The organism is Chitinophaga caseinilytica (assembly GCF_038396765.1).
Lineage (GTDB): Bacteria > Bacteroidota > Bacteroidia > Chitinophagales > Chitinophagaceae > Chitinophaga > Chitinophaga caseinilytica.
The window spans coordinates 5965330-5985532 of sequence record NZ_CP150096.1; the positions used below are offsets into that span (position 1 = coordinate 5965330).

Below are 20203 nucleotides of genomic sequence, written 5' to 3' on the forward strand. Positions count from 1 at the left end.
CGTCCATATTATGTTTCCGGCATACCGGATTTCAAAATGCGCATTTCTTTGGGATAGTAGTTATTGACACGGTTGGGAAGGATTTTCGCCCATCCCAGATTCATCCCGCGAAAACGCATGAGCGCCCAGCCTTTGAGGGGCTCGCCGAGCCGGAGGTCTTCCCTGCGAAGATAATGCAATGCATCTTCCAAAGTTAGTTCCACACCGGGCAAATCCTGCGAAATAACCGTGCTGAGCGCCAGCTGGTGGTCGGGGATCAGTTCTTTCCCCGTAAGCTGGCCCGCTTTCACGCCCGCTTTCCGGATGTACAACTGTTGCAGCAGCGGCATGTCTTCTGCTACGGCGGGCGACAGCAACAGCACTTCGCCTTCGTGCAGCATCATGCGCACATCCGCGCCAGGCTTGAGCCAGGGCAATACGCGCTCCGCATCTTTCTTCGGCAGTTCCGTGAATTTCTGTTTTCCTTTTTTCGGTGGAACGGCTTCGCCTGCTTTCCGGAAACAGGCGATGAAAAACCCTTCGCCCTTCACTTTATCGGGATAAAACCGGTACCCAAACGCCCGATGCACCGGCGATTCCGTGGCTACGATGTTCCATTCCGGCTGCAATTGCAACGGCAACGAAACGAGTTGTTCGTGGTCCATAAGCCAATCGAGCAGCTGTTCATCTTCTTCGCGCGCGTAGGAGCAGGTGGAGTAAATGAGCACGCCGCCGGGTTTGAGGGAAGGGAGCGCATCGGCCAGAATCCTTTGCTGGCGCTGGCTGCAGAGCATCACATTGTCGTACGACCATTCGTTGACGGCCTCCGGATCGCGGCGGAAGAGGCCGGAGCCGGAGCAAGGCGCATCCACGACCATCAGGTCGAAAAATCCCTCCAGCCGCGAAAAATCCCGCGGGTCGTTGTTGGTGACCACTACGTCGGTAGTGCCCCATCTCGATAAATTATCCGCCAGCAGCGCGGCCCTCGGCCGGATGACCTCATTGGAAACGAGGAAGCTCCCGGCCGGGAGCGCCGCTTGTATCAGCGTGCTTTTACCGCCCGGCGCCGCGCAAAGATCGAGCGCTTTTAACGGCGCTGCCGCGGAAATCGTTTGCCGCAGGGCTTCTTCGAGGAACATCGACGAAGCTTCCTGCACGTAATACGCGCCGGCATGGAATTGCGGATCGAACGTAAAGGACGGGCGGGTGGAAAGATAGTAGCCACCGCTGGCCCAGGGCACGCGCGTAGTTTCCAGCTGGGGGAATACGGACGCAACATCCTGCACCTTCTGCGGCTGCAAACGCACGCTGGTGATCCTTTCCGGAGATTGGTGCACCGCCAGGAAAGCGGCGGCATCGTATCCCGGAAGGCCTGTCAGTGTATCGATAAATGCCTGTGGTAATGCTGGCACGGAAATATTTTCCGCAAATGTAAAGATTTATAACGTCTTCACTTCCGCCACCAGCTGTTGCAGCACCGACTTGGCGTCGCCGAAGAGCATGGAGGTTTTGGGCTGGAAGAACAGTTCGTTTTCGATGCCGGCGTATCCGGGCTTCATACTGCGCTTGTTCACGATCACCATTTTGGCCAGTTCCACCTCCAGGATGGGCATGCCGTAAATCGGGCTGGAAGGATCGTTTTTGGCAGCGGGATTTACCACGTCGTTGGCGCCCAAAACCAGCACCACGTCCGTATTCGGCATGGCGGCGTTGGCGGTCTCCATTTCCTCGAGTTTCTCGTACGGCACATCCGCTTCCGCGAGCAAAACGTTCATATGCCCGGGCATGCGGCCCGCCACGGGGTGGATGGCATAATTCACTTCCACCCCTTTTTCCTCCAGCAGTTTTTCCAGCTCATGGCAAACGTGTTGCGCCTGCGCCACGGCGAGGCCGTATCCCGGTACGATCATCACTTTACTGGCATACCGCATCATAACGGCTGCATCGGCAATCGTCACTTCTTTGTAATTGCCCTGATCTTTCGGACCGCCGCCGGCGGAAGTTGCTTTTGCGCCGAAAGACCCGATCAGCACGTTTTTCAGCGACCGGTTCATGGCCTTGCACATGAGAATGGTGAGGATGGTGCCCGCAGAACCTACGAGAATACCGCCGGTGAGCATCACGGGGTTGTTGTACAGGAACCCGCCGCAGGCCGCGGCCACGCCGGTAAAGGAGTTGAGCAGCGAAATCACGACAGGCATATCCGCCCCGCCGATGGGCATTACGAACATGACGCCGTATACGATAGACAATGCGAGGGTAACGTAAAATAGTGTATTGATCAACGTCGTGTCTGCCATGCTTTGCAGCTCGATGTTGGGGAATGGCGCCGCAGGCGGATTGGACGTCCAGCTCCCGTTGCCGCCGCTGAACTGCTGGTGCACGTCTATCAGCAACCATGCCCCGGCGATAACGATCGCCGCCAGCACGATGAGGTTCACGATATGCTGGCCGTTGAACGAAAAATCCTTCACTTTTCCATTCAGTTTCCCCCAGGCCACCATACTGCCGGCAAAAGAAACGGAACCGATAATGAGGCCCAGCAGGATAATAAGGTACTTGCCGACGGGATTGCCGAAGCCTGCCCCAATGTTGATATCGCCATGCTGTGCGGCCTGGCCGATCGCGTCTTGTATGAACTTACCGATGTTGACGGTGATATGTCCGTTGGCGAGATGATCGAACTCCACGATGGAAATGAGCATCGCGCAGGCGCCGCCCATACCGTTGAAAAGGCTCACCATTTCGGGCATGGCGGTCATTTTCACTTTTTTTGCGGCCAGTACGCCGACAACGGTACCGATGAAGAGCCCGCCGAATAACCAGCCAAAATTATGCAGCCGTTCCCCGTTTTCCTCGTACAGGAAAATGGTGCCGATGATGGCGATGAACATGCCGGCCGCCGCTATGAGATTGCCTTTGCGGGCGGAGGCGGGGTTGCTGAGCATCTTGAGGCCCACGATGAACGTGATGGAGCCGATGAGGTAAGCGAGCGTCAATAATCCGGACATAAGGAGCTTATTTCTTCTTTTTAAACATTTCCAGCATGCGATCGGTCACCACGAAACCACCTACCACGTTGAGCGTGCCGAGTATCACGGCGAGGAACCCCAGCACCAGGGCCAGCCAGTTGTCCGCCTCGGCCTTTCCCATCACGATGATGGCGCCGATGATCACCACGCCGTGAATGGCGTTGGCGCCGCTCATGAGCGGTGTGTGCAGAACGGACGGTACCCGCGAGATCACTTCGATCCCCAGGAAAATGGACAGTATCACGATGTATACCATCTCGATGTGGAGTTGCAGAAAATCCAGGATTGCGGTCATAATTCGGTCTGTTGGAATGGAATGAAATATCAGACGGCCGCGGGTTGCAGCTGTTTCACGCGTTCGTTCACCACTTGCCCTTCCCTGGCGATGCAGGCGCCCTGCACGATGTCGTCCGCAAAATCCGGCTGGCACTGCCCTTCTTTTCCGATGAGCAGTTTCAGGAAATTATGCATGTTTTTCGCGTAGAGCTTGCTCGCATCCGCAGGTGCCGTGCCGGCCAGGTCGGAATTGCCGATGATGGTGATACCGTTGTGGACGATGGTTTCGCCGTTTTTCGTCAGCCCCGTGTTCCCGCCCGTTGCCGCTGCCAGGTCGATAACGACGCTCCCCGGCCGCATGGCTTCCACCGCTGCCGTGGGCAACAGAATGGGCGCGGGCTTGCCGGGAATCTGGGCGGTGGTGATCACGATATCCGCTTTGGCGGCGCTTTCCGCGATGCGGGCCGCCTGCCGTTTTTTGAAATCTTCGGATTGCTCCACGGCGTAACCGCCCGCTTTCGACGCGTCTGCCGCGCCTTCCACTTCCACGAACTTCGCGCCGAGGCTCATCACTTCCTCCTTCACGGCCGGCCGCGTATCGAACACTTCCACCACGGCACCCAGCCTGCGCGCCGTAGCGATCGCCTGGAGGCCGGCCACGCCGGCGCCGAGGATGAGCACTTTGGCCGGCGGAATGCTGCCCGCGGCGGTCATGAACATGGGGAAATAGCGGCTATACGTGAAAGCGGCCAGCAGCACGGCTTTGTACCCTGCAATGTTCGCCTGGGAACTGAGTACGTCCATACTTTGGGCGCGGGTAGTGCGGGGGATGGAATCGAGACTGAAAATGGTGAACTGCCTGCCGGCCAGTTGTTGCATCAGTGTGGGGTTGAACAGGGGCTGGAACACGCCGGCCCAGGTTTTTCCGGGCGGTACTTTTTCGACATCCGCCGCTTCCGGCGGACGGATCGTCAGCAGCACGTCTGCGCCCTTCAGGATATCTTCACGGGATTTGAGGGCTGCCCCGGCTTCGCGGTAACCGCTGTCCGGATAAAACGCCCCGGCCCCTGCGCCTTCCTCCACCCAAACTTCCACCTGTTGCTGAACAAGTTGCTTCACGACTTCCGGAACGAGCGATACCCTGTTTTCACCTGATTTTTCTTTGAGAACGGCCAAGATCATCGGGTTGGAATTTAGCTGATGGAATTTAGTGAAAAAATCCGGTCTGGCCGAAATAAATCTCACCGCGCACCACCGTACCCGCACAAAAAAAGCCGGCGCATACACGCCGGCTTCCGTTTCTATCTTTTTCAAGGTTTTTAAACCATAACAGTTTCCATTTTTTCGCGGCACAGGATGCCGAGGGCTTTCACCCATTCGGGATGTGTGTTCACACAGGGAATCATCGTGAAAGAATCGCCGCCCGATTCGATGAAGGTGTGTTTCCCTTCCACCGCGATCTCTTCCAGCGTTTCCAGGCAGTCGGACACGAACGCCGGGCAAGCCACCAGCAGCTTTTTCACGCCTTCTTTCGGCAGCGAGCGCAGGCGCTCGTCGGTATACGGCCGGATCCATTCTTCCCTCCCGAGGCGGCTCTGGAACGAAACGCTCCATTTTTCCCTCGGGATGCCCAGTTCCTTCGCAACCAGCTCCGCCGTAACGGTCACCTGGTGGCGGTAACACTGCTTGTGCGCGCGGGAATCCACGTGGCAGCAGTCGTTCACCTTCAGGCAATGCCCGCCCGTTACGTCGCCTTTACGTATATGCCTTACCGGTACACCGTGATAGCTGAAGAGAAGATGGTCGAAATCCTGTTCCACATACGGCCGCATGCTTTCCGCAACGGCGTGGATGTAGTCGGGATGGCGGTAAAACGGCTCCACGATCTTCATTTCGAAGGGATACTTTTTCCTGCGGTAGATTTCCTTCGCGTATTCCGCGGCGGTCTCGAAGCTGCTCATCGCGTAGTGCGGGTACAGCGGCACGAGGATGACGTTCTTCACGCCGGGATGTTCTTTCACGATCTTGTTGAACGTGAATTCGGGGGAAGGGTTGCCATATCGCATGGTGATTTCCACCGGCATTTCGAGATCGTGCTGGAGCGCTTTCTGGAGTTGCTGGGTGAGCACGATGAGCGGGGAGCCCTCTTTCCACCAGATACTCTTATAAGCTTCGGCACTCTTTTCCGCGCGTTTCGGAACGATGACGCCGCCCACGAGGATCTTGCGCATCAGCCAGGGGTAATCGATCACCCGTTTGTCCATCAAAAATTCGAGGAGGTATTTCTTCACGTCCGGAACGGCGGTGGAATCCGGCGATCCGAGGTTCATGAGCACGATTGCGGTATCAGATATTGCGACCATATAACTTGTCAAATTCCTGCAAAAGTAAGTGCTTTTACAGGGAACTTCCGCATGATCTGTCATTAAATTGTTAGATTCGTTTTGATGGAACCAGCCACGGAGGCCGACTTTACTATGACATCCATCATGGCTCTACGTCATGCGATTGTTACAATGCGGCAGCAGAACGGCGTTCAGCCACCTGATCAAAATCATTTTTTCACAGCGGCATTCACCATAGGGAGAAATGACAGACCGGTGACAGCCCCTGACGTGGTTTTGAAGGGTATGACAGTATTTTTGCACCCGGAAGCTTTTAAGAAAATCATGCAGGTCAATCAGCCTAAAGACATATCGAATTTTCATATCGTTGGGATCAACTATAAGAAAACTGACGCTGCGATCCGGGGACTTTTTGCCATAAACCAGGACCAATACCAGCAACTTTTACAGGCGGCGCAATCCGCCGGCATGAACGATCTGTTCGTGCTCTCCACTTGCAACCGCACGGAAGTTTACGGATTCGCGACGGACCCTACGGTGCTCATGCGCCTCCTTTGCGATGCCGCCAACGGCAACCCGCAGGTATTTGCGCAGATGGCATATGTCAAATCGGGGGAAGGCGCCGTCAGGCATCTTTACCAGGTGGGCACGGGGCTGGACAGCCAGATCCTCGGCGACTATGAGATCATCGGCCAGATCAAGGGCGCAGCCAAGTTTGCGAAAGCGAACGGATGTGTGGGCACTTTCCTGGAAAGACTGGTGAACAGCGTGCTGCAGGTTTCCAAGCTCATCAAGAACGAAACCGGCCTCAGCTCCGGCACCGTTTCGGTGGCATTCGCCGCCGTCCGGCTCCTGGAAGCCAAAGTGGCCGATATCCAAAATAAGAACATCGTATTGCTCGGTGTGGGCAAAATCGGCCGCAACACCTGCAAGAACATGATGGAATACCTGGGCGTGCGCAACATCACGCTCATTAACCGGACTACGGCCGTGGCGGAAGATTTCGCCGGGAAGCACGGGTTACGGTACGCTCCTTTCGAGCAAATGGACGAATCGCTCCGCGCGGCAGACGTGATCTTGGTGGCCACCAACGCCCCCCAGCCCACGATCCTCCGCAAACATATGGAAGGTACGGCATCCAAACTGGTAGTAGACCTTTCCATCCCCTTCAACGTTGCCCCTGACGTGCGCGAACTGGCCCATGTCGAAGTCGTGAACGTAGACGATCTCGGCAAGATCCAGGACGAAACCCTCGCCCGCCGGCTCAACGAAGTTCCCAAAGCCATCTCCATCATCGAGGAGCATATGGAAGAATTCCTCTACTGGCACAAAATGCGCAAGCATGCCGTGGTACTCAAAGCGGTCAAGGAAAAACTCACCGAAATCCATGCCCGCGAGATCAAGGAACAGAAAAACGGCGCACATTATAACCTGGAAGACATCGAGGAAGTTTCTTCCCGCATCATCCAGAAAATGATCAATCTCATGGCCGGAAAAGTGCGCAAGGAAACTGAAAAGGGCGATATGTACATCGCCATGATCAGTGAAATATTCGAGACCGGCGCAAACCAGGAATAAAACAATGGACAAAATGATCCGAATAGGAACACGGGATAGCCAACTCGCCATGTGGCAGGCTAACCTGGTGAAAGATTTATTGACACAAAACGGCCATGCCGTAGAACTGGTCCCCATCAAAAGCGAAGGCGACATCGACCTGGTAACGCCTCTTTACGAGATCGGCGTTCAGGGCATTTTCACCAAAACGCTCGACATCGCGCTGCTTTCCGGTAAGATCGACGTCGCCGTCCATTCCTTCAAAGACGTGCCCACACAGCTGCCCCAGGGGCTGATCAACGCCGCCATCCTGGAGCGCGGGCCGGTGAAGGATTTGCTCGTCCATAAAGGCAGCACCGCATTCCTCGACGATCCCGCATCCACTGCCAATATCGCTACCAGCAGCATCCGCCGCAGGGCGCAATGGCTCCGCCGGTACCCCCATCACCAGCTCCACAACCTCCGCGGCAACGTCATCAAACGCCTGGAAAAGCTCGCCGCCGAGAACTGGGACGCCGCCATTTTCGCCGCCGCAGGGCTGGAGCGGATCAACGTTCGCCCGGAAAACTCGCTGGAGCTCGACTGGATGATCCCCGCACCTGCACAGGGCGCCATCGTGGCCGCCTGCCGGGAAGATAACACTGCAGTCCGCGAAGCCCTGGCTCCGCTGCACCATATAGATACCGCCATTTGCACCGGCGAAGAGCGCGCTTTCCTGCGCACCCTCCTCGGCGGCTGCACCACGCCTATCAGCGCCTACGCCTACATCAGCGACGGCGAACTGTTTTTCGAAGGCAGCCTCTGCAGCCTCGACGGCAGCCGGTCGCTCCTCGCCACCCGCCGCGTCGCCGTTTCGGCCGCCGCCGGCACGGGGCACGACGCCGCGCTCGACATCATTTCCCAGGGCGGAGACGCCATCATCCAGGAAATCAAACATGCCCAACAGCGATAAATACCGCATATTAAGCACCAAATCCCTCCAGGAATCGCTGCGCCAGGCCGCCGCAACACGCGGCATCGCCCTGGTAGACCAGCCTTTCATCGACATCCTGCCGGTACGCACGCCCCAACTGGACGCGCGGCTGAAGGAAATCGCCCTCGGTGGACAGGTACTCGTTTTCACCAGTCCGAACACGGTAAAATCCGTGACCGGGTATTGGCATAACGGCGTGAAACAGCGGATATACTGCCTCGGCGGCGCCACGCTCGAAGTAGTGCAGGCCGAAATCCCCGGTGCGGAAGTGCTGGCCACGGCAGCCAGTTCCCTGGAACTGGCGAAGCTCATCGTATCGGACGCCTCCATCGGAAAAGTGGTGTTCCTTTGCGGGAACATCCGCCGAAACGAGCTGCCCGAGCACCTTTCCGCCCACCAGATCGGCGTGGAGGAACTGGTCGTGTACCATACCGTGGAAACGCCCGCTTTGCTGGGCGAGCGGTACGACGGGGTACTGTTTTTCAGTCCCAGCAGCGTCCGCAGCTTTTTCCAGCAGAATACGCCTGACGGGGAGACCGTTTATTTCGCCATCGGCGAAACGACGGGGGCCGCTGTGCAGGAAATTACCGGCCGGCAGCCGGTCATCGGTGCGGAAGCTTCGGTTCCCGCGCTGGTGCAGACAGCCATCGATTATTTTGACAACATCAATAATAGCAACGAATGAACGGATTACAGAACGACCTGCTGCTGAAGGCCCTTTCGGGCAGCCCGGTACCCCGCCCCCCGGTATGGATGATGCGCCAGGCCGGCCGCTTTTTGCCTGACTATATCAAGCTCCGTGATAAATATTCCTTCTTCGAGCGCTGCCAGACGCCCGAACTGGCCACCGAGATCACCGTGATGCCGGTAGACCAGGTAGGGGTAGACGCGGCCATCATTTTCTCCGACATCCTCGTGGTGCCGCAGGCGATGGGCATGGAAGTGCAGCTCGTGGAAAAATTGGGCCCCCTCCTCCCCCAGCCTATCAAATCGGCAGCAGACCTTAACCGCATTCACATCCCCGACGTGAAAGACAGCCTGCATTACGTGATGGACGCCCTGCGCCTCACCAAACAGACGCTGGCCGGCCGCGTGCCCCTCATCGGCTTCGCCGGCGCCCCCTGGACGCTGCTTTGCTACATGGTTCAGGGCAAGGGGTCCAAAACCTTCGACGAGGCCAAAGCTTTCTGCTACACCCAGCCCGAAGTGGCGCACGAACTGCTGGACCGCATCACCGAAACCACCATCGCCTACCTGAAAGCGCAGGTGGAAGCGGGTGCAGACGTGGTACAGATCTTCGATTCCTGGGGCGGACTGCTGAGCCCGGATGATTTCGAGAACTTCTCGCTCCGGTACATCCGCCGCATCGTGGCCGCATTGCAGGGCGTTGCCCCCGTGATCGTGTTCGCCAAAGGCGCCTGGTTCGCGCTGGAAGAAATGGCCGCCACCGGCGCGCAGGGCCTCGGCCTCGACTGGTGCATCAAACCCGGACTGGCCCGCCAGTTTGCCGGCCCCGACGTAACTTTGCAAGGCAACTTCGACCCCGCGCAGCTCATGAAGCCCATCCCGGAAATCCAGAAATCCGTGAAAGCCATGATCGACGCATTCGGGCCGCAGCGCTACATCGCCAACCTGGGCCACGGCATTTTGCCGAACATCCCGGTAGATCACGCCAAAGCATTCATCGAAGCCGTTAAGAACTATGCATAATATTTCCGTAAAAGACCGATTCGTCCCCTTCATCCACCAGCTGCAGAACGAGATCTGCGCTGCGCTGGAACAGGCCGACGGGAAAGCGAAGTTCCGTGAAGACCGCTGGGAGCGGCCGGAAGGCGGCGGGGGCATTACCCGCGTCATCTCCGGCGGCAACGTTTTCCAGAAAGGAGGCGTGAATACCTCGGTCGTAAGCGGGAAACTGCCGCCCGTTATGGCACAGCAGTTCAAAGTGCCGGACAACAGCAGCTTCCTGGCGGCGGGCCTTTCGCTCGTCATCCATCCCGAAAACCCTTACGTGCCCACGGTGCACGCCAACTGGCGGTATTTTGAGCTGTACGGGGAAGACGGATCGGTGCGGGATATGTGGTTCGGCGGAGGGGCAGACCTCACGCCGTATTACATCCTGGAAGGTGACGGCGTTCATTTTCACCGTACCTTCAAGGAGGCCTGCGGCGGATATTACGAACAATATAAGCGCCAGTGCGACGAATACTTCGTCAACAAGCACCGGAACAACGAAGCCCGCGGGATCGGCGGCGTGTTTTACGACTACCTTCGTCCATCGGCGGAGCGTACCGCCGAAGACCTGCTGCAGTTCCAGTTTTCCAACGGCAATGCGTTCATATCCTCCTACCTGCCCATCGTAGAAAAGCGGAAAACCGCTCCCTACGGCGAAGCGCAGGTAGAGTGGCAGGAATACCGGCGCGGCCGGTACGTGGAATTCAACCTGATCCACGACCGGGGCACGCTGTTCGGGCTCAAGACCAACGGCAGGATCGAATCGATCCTCATGAGCCTCCCCGCCCGCGCGCGCTGGGAATACGACTACCACCCGGCACCCGGCAGCCCGGAAGCGGAACTGCTGGAATACCTCAAGCCGCGTGAATGGGTAAAACCGTAACAGACGAACTTTAAAATATTTCAGTGATGATCAGAAGAAACAGAATTTTGCGCACCTCCCCCGCCATCCGTGCGATGGTAGCGGAAACCATTTTGACCCCGGCCAACTTCATCGCCCCGCTTTTCGTGGTGGAAGGTAAAGGCGTGAAGGAAGAGATCGCGTCCATGCCCGGATACTTCCGTCATTCCCTCGACGGCACCGTGCAGGAAGCGAAGGAATTGTGGGCCATGGGCATCCGGAGCGTGCTGCTGTTCATTAAATGTGCGGATGAACTGAAAGACAACAAAGGCACCGAAGCCCTGAACCCCGACGGGCTCATGCAGCGCGCCATCAAAGCCGTGAAGGACGCCGTTCCCGGAATGGTAGTGATGACCGACGTTGCGCTGGACCCCTTCTCCATCTACGGCCACGACGGCATCGTGGAAGGGGAAGAGATCGTGAACGACGCTACGGTGGAAGTGCTGGCGCAGATGAGCCTCAGCCATGCGCAGGCCGGCGCGGATTTTGTGGCGCCCAGCGATATGATGGACGGTCGTATTGGCGCCATCCGCGACATCCTCGAAGAAAACAACTTCACCAAAACCGGCATCATGGCCTATAGCGCCAAATATGCCAGCTGCTTCTACGGTCCTTTCCGCGACGCGCTGGATTCCGCGCCTGGTTTCGGTGACAAGAAAACATACCAGATGGATTATGCCAACGCCCGCGAAGCCCTCCGCGAAACGCTGATGGACGTAGACGAAGGCGCCGATATCGTGATGGTGAAACCCGCCATGGCGTATCTCGACATTATCCGCCTGATCAAAGACAGCGTAACCGTTCCCGTGAGCGCCTACCATGTATCCGGCGAATACGCCATGATCAAGGCGGCGGCGAAAATGGGATGGATCAACGAAGAAAAGGCCATCCTGGAAAGCCTGACCAGCATCAGGCGGGCCGGGGCCGACCTCATCGCCACGTACTTCGCCAAAGATGCGGTACGCCTGTTAAACCAATAAAAACCCTGCAAAGATGTTTACAAAGAGCCAAGCATTATTCGAAAAGGCCGGCAAATCGATCCCCGGCGGCGTGAATTCTCCCGTGCGCGCATTCCGCAGCGTGGGCGGCACGCCCGTGTTCATGCAGCACGCGAAAGGCGCGTATATGTACGACGTAGACGGCAACCGCTATGTGGATTACATCAACTCCTGGGGCCCCATGATCCTCGGCCATGCGTATGAGCCCGTGGTGAAAGCCATACAGGAACATGCCACGTTCAGCACGTCTTTCGGCGCGCCCACCGAGCTGGAAGTGACCGTAGCCGAGCTGATCGTAAGCATGGTGCCCAATATCGACATGGTGCGCATGGTGAACTCCGGCACGGAAGCCTGTATGAGCGCCCTGCGCCTCGCACGCGGGTTCACCGGCCGTAACAAGGTCATCAAGTTCGAAGGGAATTACCATGGGCATGCCGACTCGTTCCTCGTGAGCGCAGGCAGCGGCGTGGCCACCCTCGGTATTCAGTCCGTCCCCGGCGTTACGGCGGCTGTGGCGGAAGATACCCTCAGCGTTCCTTACAACAACCTCCCGGCGGTAGAGCAACTCGTCGCCGAAAATCCCGACCAGATCGCCGCCATCATCGTGGAGCCCGTTGCGGGCAACATGGGCTGCATTCTGCCACAGCCGGGATTCCTGGAAGGTTTGCGTGCGATCTGCGATAAGAACGGCATCCTTTTCATCATGGATGAAGTGATGACCGGCTTCCGCCTCGCCAGGGGCGGCGCGCAGGAGCTGTTCAACATCAAGGCCGACATCGTGACCTTCGGCAAGATCATCGGCGGCGGCATGCCCGTTGGCGCCTTCGCCGGAAGGCGCGAGATCATGGAGCACATCGCCCCCGCGGGCAAAGTGTACCAGGCCGGTACCCTCAGCGGCAACCCCATCGCCATGATCGCGGGATACACGCTCCTGAAAACGCTCAACGATCACCCGAACATCTATACCCAGCTGGAAGAAAAAACCAATGCACTGGTAAGCGGCCTGCGCGAAGCGTTGGGCGCGGCCGGCGTCGTTCACCAGGTTAACCACATCGGTTCCATGATGAGCGTGCATTTCGCGGAATATCCCATCGTGGATTTCACTTCCGCTTCCGGCGCCAATAACGAACTGTTCCGCCGGTTCTTCCACGCCATGCTGGAAAGAGGCGTATACCTGCCGCCTTCCGCGTTCGAGAGCTGGTTCATCAGCCACGCCCTCGGCCAGGAAGATATCGACTTCACCATCGATGCCGCCAAAGCGGCGATGCAGGCCATCAAAGCATAAAAAAACAGCCTGGAGCGCCATGCTCCGGGCCTGTTCATACATCGTTAACGATCAATCCGGTATTGTGAGAGTGGAGCTGCCTTCGGGCAGCTTTTTTTATTTCAGCTGATGCGAGAACAGCCATGGCAGTAATCCAGGCTCGGCAAAGGCACTGTCCCAGCTATTGTGGCCCACGCCGGGGTATTCCGTGTATTTCACGTCGGCACCTTTTTCCTTTAATATTTCGTAGAATTTCCGGCTGGAAAACGGCGGCACCACTTTATCGTCGGCCCCATGGAAAATCCAGACCGCCGTGTTTTTGGCGTACCGCTTGGCCAGCTTCTCGTTGCCCGCGCCGCAAATGGGGAACGCGGCGGCGAAGCGCCTGGGGAAACGGGACAGCATATCGAAAGTTCCCATGCCGCCCATCGACAGTCCGCCGACGTACACCCGTTTAGTATCCACGCTGCCGGATGCGATCAGGCTGTCTATCAATTGGTACAGCAAACGAGACGGCGCCGTGGGCGGAAGGGATGCGGGTACGCTGAAAACGCGGTTGCCTTCGGCGTCTTGCGACGTCATTACCGGTGCCCACATGGCATTGTCTGCGCATTGGGGGAATACGACAAATGCGGGAAACTGCTGGCGCAGGGAATCGTTGAGGAAGAACCGGCCGCCGTTGACCAGTTGCTTTTCATTATCGGACCCGCGCTCGCCGATGCCATGCATGAAAATGATGAGCGGATATACTTTCGCGGCGTTGTAGTCTGCCGGCGGAAGGAACCGGTACGGCAGGGTTTCCGTTCCGCGCGTGAACCAGCGGGCCTCATAGCCCTGTGCGCCTGCGAACAACGGAATGATCATCAACAAGGATAGTAAAATTCGTTTCATATCGTCAAGATAAGCAATTACCGGGCCTTTTTGCAGGTGTTAACAATTTGGACACGCAAGCGGATAAACGTTAAGTTTTATCCCGATGCTCCCAGTAAAACCCGCGGACCTGGTTGAACATGAGCTGGCTGAAACTTTCCAGCGTTTCGATGCTGATCTCGCGGAAACGGTTGCGGTAGCGAAGGGCGAAGTAAACGGAGCCGAGCGTCGGGTATTTGACGTCTTCGTACGCCAGTTTAACCTCACGCCCCGCATTGAGCCGGAAACCTTTAAAGCCCCCGCGATTGTACTCATATCTTTCCAGCAGCTGCCTGCCGGATTCATCGAACCGGTACATAAACTCTCCGCCGTACATGGCCACATCGGCCGGCTGCAGGGCAGGCAACAGGTAAATGGAAATGCTGCGGTCGCCGTTGAGGCGGATGAATTTGTTCATCCGTACGTACGAACGCCCCAGCATGAGGCCCGCATACTTGTAAGACGACCGTATGCAGCGGGACACTGCATGCAGCATGGCCGTATCCGGCCTGGGCTCGTTAACGGCCTCGATGGAATCTGAATGATTGATGCGGAAATGCAGCGCCAGGTCGTACGCCGTATCCTGGAACTTGCCGTAGGCCCCGTACCAGAGGCTGTCGCGCCCCTTGTACACGAACCACTCCTTCCCCGTGCGCTGCAACAGGTCCATATCCGCGTGGGTCACGGTATCGGAAAGGCGCCAGGCGGCGCTGTCGTATTCGATCAGCCATTCGGCCGTGCGCACGTGCGCCGAAAACTCCGCCACCGGGAACGCCGGCTTGTGCGCCAGCCCGTTGACATGCAAATGCACCAGCAGAAAAGCCAGGTATTTCCAGAGTATCATAGGACAGGGTACTTAAATCCTTCCCTCAAATATATAAAATATTATAATACATAGAACAGATCAGACATTCCGGGAAGCAAACTCCACACTTTTCCGCAAACTTTGGTTAACAGCAGGAGGAAAACGGGTGGCACAGAATTTTCACTTTGTTACCTGAACCCAAATCCTGCATATATGAAAAGATTGATGGTATATGTGATCCCATTCGCGTTAGGCTTTGCAGCCTGCAACAACGCCGGCACGCAAAACAACAGCGACACTACCCTGCCCTCCGACACGGGCATCACCGACAACATGGCCCGCGACGTGAACCGGGACGTACTCCCCAATGATTCCGTACGCGACGACTCCAAGAACCTCGTGAAAGCCGCTGAAGACGGCCTGTTTGAAGTACGACTCTCGACCGATGCGCAATCTAAAGCCAGCACGGCATCCGTGAAAACGCTGGCCAAACACATGCAGCAGTCGCACGAGAAGATCAATAAAGATTTGAAGGCACTTGCCGCTCAAAAAAGCATCGTGACACCTACGGCCATCAGCGATGGACAGTCGAAAGACATCAGCGACCTCATGGAAAAGAGCGGTAAGGATTTCGATAAGGCATATGTAGACAAGCTCGAATCGGCACATAAAGACGCGATCGACTTATTCGAAAAGATGTCGGAAAAGGCAGAAGATCCGGACATCAAGGCATTCTTTACCAAGCACTTGCCCGAGCTTCGTATGCATCTGGACATGGTGATGAAAGAGAAAGACAAATTGAAGTAATCCATCTCTTCTTCAAGGGTGGCCTACATCAGCGCCTGAGATACAAACCTTTAGGAAAAATACCTGATCCGGGTAATGCCGGCGAAGGGAATGGAGAGATTGGATAAGGGACCGGTCATATTGACCGGCCCCTTTTTTTATGCGGAATAGTTACTGTATCAAGGTCCCGGCGGACGGATCTCCACCCTGAAAGTGCGCGTGGCGCCGGCCGGTATGGTGACGGATGTGGTGGTGGCGGCGGTGAGCAGGCGGTCTTCGACCAGCACTTCATTGGAAAAAATGTGGAGCCTGGCGTTGGAGGCGCCCTGGAAATTAAAGTTCAGCACCGTGTTGGCGTCTGCCGCTAAGTTGACGGGGGCGTTCAGGTTGGCTGAACTTGAGCCGTACGCTACGGTACCAGTTACCGATGTAAAATTACCCACGGTGATGGTCCGCGACTCCGGGTAGCGGCAAATGTTCCCCACGGTCTGAATGTTCCGGGTGGTATACAGGAGGTTCAGTTGTGCTTCTGTGGCGGCTTCCAGCTGCGTGGTGTCGTTGTTGTAGACTTCACATCCCATCTGCCCTTCGTTCCCGGTATTTTTACCGGCGAGGTACAGTTCATGGATGCCGGCCGACAGCGTGATGGGGAAAATATGCCATACCCTGAAAGATTCTTCTGTAAAGGGGTTCAGATCATTCCGGACAAAATCCGCTCCATCGATCTGCAGCCGGAAGTAGTTGTCTGCCGCCACCCCGATGTAATACTTCCCTGCAACGGGCGCATAGAAACGGCCTCTGGTATAGACCCATTCCGTTCCGAGGCCGGCAACGTTATTTCCCCAGATGCCCGACCGGTTGAGCGGGCCGTAGAAGCCGGCTGCCATGAGCGACATGCCCGCGGTAGTATCGCCTTTCGCGGCCAGGGGCTGGTTGGGCGGAAGCGTGGTACAGGTGGCAGATTGATCGCGCCAGGTCGTGTTTGTTGACCCGAACATCCGGCGCTGGAATGCCTGCAGGTTGGTGGAAAAGCTGGAATACAAAAACGCGCTGCAGGAAGTGTATTCCTTCAACGGAACATTGCTCGCCTGCATGTATTGCGGCCCGTGGCAGGGGATGTTCGTTTCCATCGGTACGATCTCCGATTCCCAGGGCATGCGCCCCGCTTGTGCCGGTAAAAAGCGTTCTTCCAATACCAACCAGGTTTTCGAGTTGGCGGTGTTGATGGAAAGATTGTCGTTGGGGATGGTGGTCCCGGTTTTCTGCGTGTACGTTTTATCCGTCACTTTCGTGCGGATGTACTGGTTGGTGACGAGGCGGTTCTGCGCATGGAGCGCGCCGGTCATCAGTAATGCGATCATTAAAACGAGCACTTTCTTCATTTTCCTGCTTTTTGCTGTTTCAAAATATTGTCCATCGCGGCTTCCAGCTTTATGAGCCGTTCTGCCAGCGCTTTATTTTCTGCGGAAAGTTGTTCTTTTTCTGCTTTCAGTTCCTGTACCGCTTTCACCAGGAGGCCTACGGTGCTGGCCTGATCTACGCCATTGCGGCCGGGCGTGGCCATTTCATCGGGCACTTCGTCTGCGATGAAACCGATATTGCGGTGGCCGGTGCTGTCTGCCTTAAAGCGGAAAGTGCGCACCTGCGCTTTGCCGAGCACATCCAGCGCGGAAGCGGAGAAAGGCTGGATATCTTTTTTGAGGCTGCGGAGGGAAGACTGGTAGAATGCGGTGGCGGTGGCCGAACCGGACAATGTCAGGTTACCTGTACCTGCAAGCGAAGCGACGTTGGTGGAACCCGCGTACCACTTGAAGCCGGTACCGGCCGTGGAGGTGGAAAACCATATGTTGTTCGATTCCATGCCGATGGCATAATCTACCGTAGTAGGGCCAAACGACGGGGAAAGGATGATCCTGGTGCCGATGCTCCGGGTGTTCACAACGGGAGCGCCGACGCCTTGTGCAGGGAAAAGGATGTTGTTGGCGCTACCGTGCTTCATGGCGAAGGTGCCGCCGTTGTAGCTCAGTTCCACATTCCCGACGTTCAGGAAATTGCCGCCTTTCGGAAGGATGTGCACGTTACCGCTATCGCTTGAAACTTGCATATCGACCGCGTTCAACGTTCCCTTCCCAACATATCCGTACCGTCTGGTATTCGTACTATCATAAAACCCGAACCAGGATAAAAAATCGTTCCCGCCTCGATCTCCCATAACGCGGCTGCTATTCCCTACCGAAACCCTCCCGGGCATCCAGATATGACCGGTAGCACGGTTCATCGTCATCGCATATTGGGGATTGTTTCCAGCATCGCTGTACCTCCAGATATGCAGGTCGCCGCCCGCATTTGCACCGGTTTCGTTGTTATTGAGGCCGATACCGAACCGTAAAACGTCTGCCGAGTTATGAATCCGGATGCTGGCGTTGCCATTAGCCAGCTTAGTGATCAGGGATGCATCGGTTTTCAGCGTTCCTTTCAACCATAAATTGCCGGTTTGGGACGAATCCACCTGTTTCATTATATAATTCCCGCTGGCGGAGGCTTCCGTCAAAATTGGACTGTTATTGATGCGGCCTTCGGTTTGGGTAAGATAAGTTGTTGCGGTTGCATGGCCTCCATTATTATAAATTGCCAGTTTTGTTTCCGCCTGAACCGGTTTGTTGAAATAGTAGGATTCCCGGTCGGTCCAGAAATGCGCAAAAGTTGCGTTCCGGGCCCCCAATTCCAGGTAACCGGAAGGAGTGGTCACTTTCAGTGAATTGTTGACGCCCTTGGAAAGCTGCGTATTGTCATCGTCCAGGTACAGCTCAGTGGGCCGGCCGGTGGCGATATTTTGCGGTACATTATCCATCCAGGTAGAAGCACTGGCGATCTTAAAATCAAAATAACCCAGGTACCATGTAGTGACCTGCAAAGGCCCGTCGATATAAAAATAACAAAGGGTATTGAATTCGCCTGCGTTTCCTGCGGCATACACGTGGATGTAATCTTCCCATTTGCCTGTGCCCTTATTGCTCGTTAACCAGTAATTATAGGAATTCGTTCCGAATGCGTTCGCCGCGGGCATCAGCGTGTATCCGACGGGGATCAGGGCCCTGATGCGCGTCACGTACACCTTGTTTTCCGAAGAGCTGTAGTTCAGCCTGATCCCGCCCAGCCCTGGCAGAATGTTGTTGGGCGAAGCCCCAGGCGTGGAAGTCACCTTCAGGTAATAGCCAGACGTATTAGGCACCGCCGCGTTCAGCACGGCGTTGCTTCTTTCGATCGTAATGGCGTTGCTTCCACCCACATTATTGTAAATATTGAGCCCGTTCCAGCCTCTTCTGAACTCGGGGTCGATCGTTACCGACGCTCCGCCCATACCGTTCCAGAACTGGTTGATGGTATTGTTTTCGGGGTTGGGGGAAAATCCGTTCTGCAGCAACGCTCCGCCAAATCTCGCCTGGCCTCTTACCTGCAATCCGCTGGTGCTGTCGTCTTCCGAAGGATTGTTCACCAATAGCCGTTGAATGATCTTCGTTGGTGAATTATCGAGGGTATTGATGACGAAAGTATTGTTGACGGAAGAACCATATCCGATATATCCCCTCTCCGAATTATCGCTGTTCCGGAACCGGATAAAAAGATCGCCCGCGGTGGCAGCGGCTTTCTTGATAGTGAGGTTTTCTCCGTTGCGGACAGACACGAACCCCCGGTCTGTCACGCTTTGCAGATCGTCGCCGGAGGCGGGCATGCCCAGGAAACCTCTGACAGACGCGGCATCGAGCGCCCGGATGTAACTATCGTTACTGCCGAATATTTTCGTAGGGGTTATCGTTTGGGTCGGTGCGCTGGTATTGAAATAAGTGGCGAACAGCTGGCCGGTGATGTTGCGCTGCGCAATGGTGCTGACGGTTGCATTGATATCCGGCGCCAATCCATCGAGCAAATCGGCGTCGAGCCCCGATCCTGCGCCATCATTGCCGCTATGCCAGAGTTTGAATTTCGTAGTCCCGTTGTTGCCGGAATACATGGGCCCTGTTCCGTTGAAAGGCATGTAAAACAACTTCCGCAACGAATCCACGCCATTTCCAACGGTCATCGTCAGCGAAGTCATATCGATGCCGAGCCCCAGGGTTCCCGTATAATTCACGCCGGAAAGGTTGCGCATAAGCATATAGTTCAACGAAGTGGTAATACCCGCATCGCCGAGCTGTATGTTGTTCACCGCTTTGTTGCCATTGGCCAGCACGCCTGCGAGGGAAATCGTGTCATTCACCGGTGCATAAATCCCTTTTACGACGCCCCGCTTTACATACCGGAGGCTGTCTCCCACACGGTACAAGGTATCGATCCCCCCCACTCCGCTCATCTGCGACAGGTCGATCGTATCCTGACCGGCGATCGCGAGTTTGGAGCCGCCGATCTGCACGAGGTCGATCTTCCGGAACTCCGTGCGGCCGTTGCTTTTGTTGTAAAGAAACCCGGATACGCCGCGGGTACGGTTTTCAATGATCAGCTCCGCGGTATCGCAAACGTTGTAAATCCTCACACTGTCTGCCCGGATCTGGTATACGTGCTGGGCCCGGGCGCCGGTGAGCAGCCCGAAAAACGAAACAATGAATAATATGACCGGAATTCTCATGGCTTGACTGTTAACTATAG

17 protein-coding genes are annotated in these 20203 nt (G+C 56.3%); 8 read left to right on the forward strand and 9 right to left on the reverse strand.

The genetic code is table 11. The features are described 5' to 3' along the window. Positions 1–8 precede the first annotated feature (8 nt). The 5 genes from WJU22_RS24725 to hemH form a co-directional block, all read right to left on the reverse strand. Positions 9–1391, reverse strand: coding sequence for a methyltransferase RsmF C-terminal domain-like protein (locus tag WJU22_RS24725; RefSeq protein ID WP_341840843.1), 1383 nt, complete (start codon positions 1389–1391; stop codon positions 9–11). A 27-nt stretch (positions 1392–1418) separates the two neighbouring features. Next, a complete protein-coding gene (locus WJU22_RS24730) occupies positions 1419–2990 on the reverse strand; it encodes an NAD(P)(+) transhydrogenase (Re/Si-specific) subunit beta (RefSeq protein WP_341840844.1) in 1572 nt (523 codons plus the stop codon). A 7-nt stretch (positions 2991–2997) separates the two neighbouring features. Continuing rightward, entirely contained in the window at positions 2998–3306 is a 309-nt protein-coding gene (locus WJU22_RS24735; RefSeq protein ID WP_341840845.1) for an NAD(P) transhydrogenase subunit alpha, read from the reverse strand. A gap of 29 nt (positions 3307–3335) precedes the next feature. Next, positions 3336–4469 (reverse strand): Re/Si-specific NAD(P)(+) transhydrogenase subunit alpha, encoded by a 1134-nt coding sequence (locus WJU22_RS24740; RefSeq protein ID WP_341840846.1) that lies wholly within the window; start codon positions 4467–4469, stop codon positions 3336–3338. A 137-nt stretch (positions 4470–4606) separates the two neighbouring features. Then, complete coding sequence (gene hemH, locus WJU22_RS24745) at positions 4607–5650, reverse strand: ferrochelatase (RefSeq protein ID WP_341840847.1); 1044 nt, start codon at positions 5648–5650, stop codon at positions 4607–4609. A gap of 306 nt (positions 5651–5956) precedes the next feature. Here hemH and hemA point away from each other — a divergent pair, with 306 nt between their 5' ends. From hemA to hemL, 7 genes are read left to right on the forward strand one after another with little or no spacing between them, the layout of a single operon-like run. Further along, positions 5957–7210, forward strand: a complete 1254-nt coding sequence (hemA, locus tag WJU22_RS24750; RefSeq protein WP_341840848.1) for a glutamyl-tRNA reductase — start codon at positions 5957–5959, stop codon at positions 7208–7210. Between the two features lie 13 nt (positions 7211–7223). After that, complete coding sequence (gene hemC, locus WJU22_RS24755) at positions 7224–8141, forward strand: hydroxymethylbilane synthase (RefSeq protein WP_341840849.1); 918 nt, start codon at positions 7224–7226, stop codon at positions 8139–8141. After that, a complete protein-coding gene (locus tag WJU22_RS24760) occupies positions 8125–8847 on the forward strand; it encodes a uroporphyrinogen-III synthase (protein ID WP_341840850.1) in 723 nt (240 codons plus the stop codon). The genes hemC and WJU22_RS24760 overlap by 17 nt, the downstream gene beginning before the upstream one ends. Continuing rightward, positions 8844–9872 (forward strand): uroporphyrinogen decarboxylase, encoded by a 1029-nt coding sequence (gene hemE / locus WJU22_RS24765; RefSeq protein WP_341840851.1) that lies wholly within the window; start codon positions 8844–8846, stop codon positions 9870–9872. Before WJU22_RS24760 ends, hemE begins: the two co-directional genes overlap by 4 nt. Then, complete coding sequence (hemF, locus tag WJU22_RS24770) at positions 9865–10779, forward strand: oxygen-dependent coproporphyrinogen oxidase (protein WP_341840852.1); 915 nt, start codon at positions 9865–9867, stop codon at positions 10777–10779. The genes hemE and hemF overlap by 8 nt, the downstream gene beginning before the upstream one ends. A 26-nt stretch (positions 10780–10805) precedes the next feature. Next, a complete protein-coding gene (gene hemB, locus WJU22_RS24775) occupies positions 10806–11777 on the forward strand; it encodes a porphobilinogen synthase (RefSeq protein WP_341840853.1) in 972 nt (323 codons plus the stop codon). A 13-nt stretch (positions 11778–11790) separates the two neighbouring features. Continuing rightward, positions 11791–13080: a glutamate-1-semialdehyde 2,1-aminomutase gene (gene hemL, locus WJU22_RS24780; RefSeq protein ID WP_341840854.1), complete on the forward strand. Its 1290-nt coding sequence runs from the start codon at positions 11791–11793 to the stop codon at positions 13078–13080. Positions 13081–13176: 96 nt separating this feature from the next. On the opposite strand, the gene WJU22_RS24785 is transcribed toward hemL, so the two are convergent. Both WJU22_RS24785 and WJU22_RS24790 read right to left on the reverse strand, forming a co-directional pair. Next, on the reverse strand, positions 13177–13950 hold the full coding sequence (locus WJU22_RS24785; RefSeq protein ID WP_341840855.1) for a dienelactone hydrolase family protein: 774 nt from the start codon (positions 13948–13950) through the stop codon (positions 13177–13179). Between the two features lie 70 nt (positions 13951–14020). Further along, complete coding sequence (locus WJU22_RS24790) at positions 14021–14812, reverse strand: hypothetical protein (RefSeq protein ID WP_341840856.1); 792 nt, start codon at positions 14810–14812, stop codon at positions 14021–14023. Positions 14813–14986: 174 nt separating this feature from the next. On the opposite strand from WJU22_RS24790, the gene WJU22_RS24795 reads away from it, so the two are divergent. Continuing rightward, positions 14987–15580: a DUF4142 domain-containing protein gene (locus WJU22_RS24795; RefSeq protein ID WP_341840857.1), complete on the forward strand. Its 594-nt coding sequence runs from the start codon at positions 14987–14989 to the stop codon at positions 15578–15580. Positions 15581–15738: 158 nt separating this feature from the next. Here the strand turns inward: WJU22_RS24795 and WJU22_RS24800 are convergent, their stop codons facing one another. Together WJU22_RS24800 and WJU22_RS24805 are read right to left on the reverse strand one after the other, a co-directional pair. Next, the gene (locus WJU22_RS24800; protein ID WP_341840858.1) at positions 15739–16941 is read right to left on the reverse strand and encodes a hypothetical protein; all 1203 of its coding nucleotides are present in this window, start codon (positions 16939–16941) and stop codon (positions 15739–15741) included. Next, positions 16938–20183, reverse strand: a complete 3246-nt coding sequence (locus WJU22_RS24805; protein ID WP_341840859.1) for a tail fiber domain-containing protein — start codon at positions 20181–20183, stop codon at positions 16938–16940. The genes WJU22_RS24800 and WJU22_RS24805 overlap by 4 nt, the downstream gene beginning before the upstream one ends. Between the last annotated feature and the right edge of the window lie 20 nt (positions 20184–20203).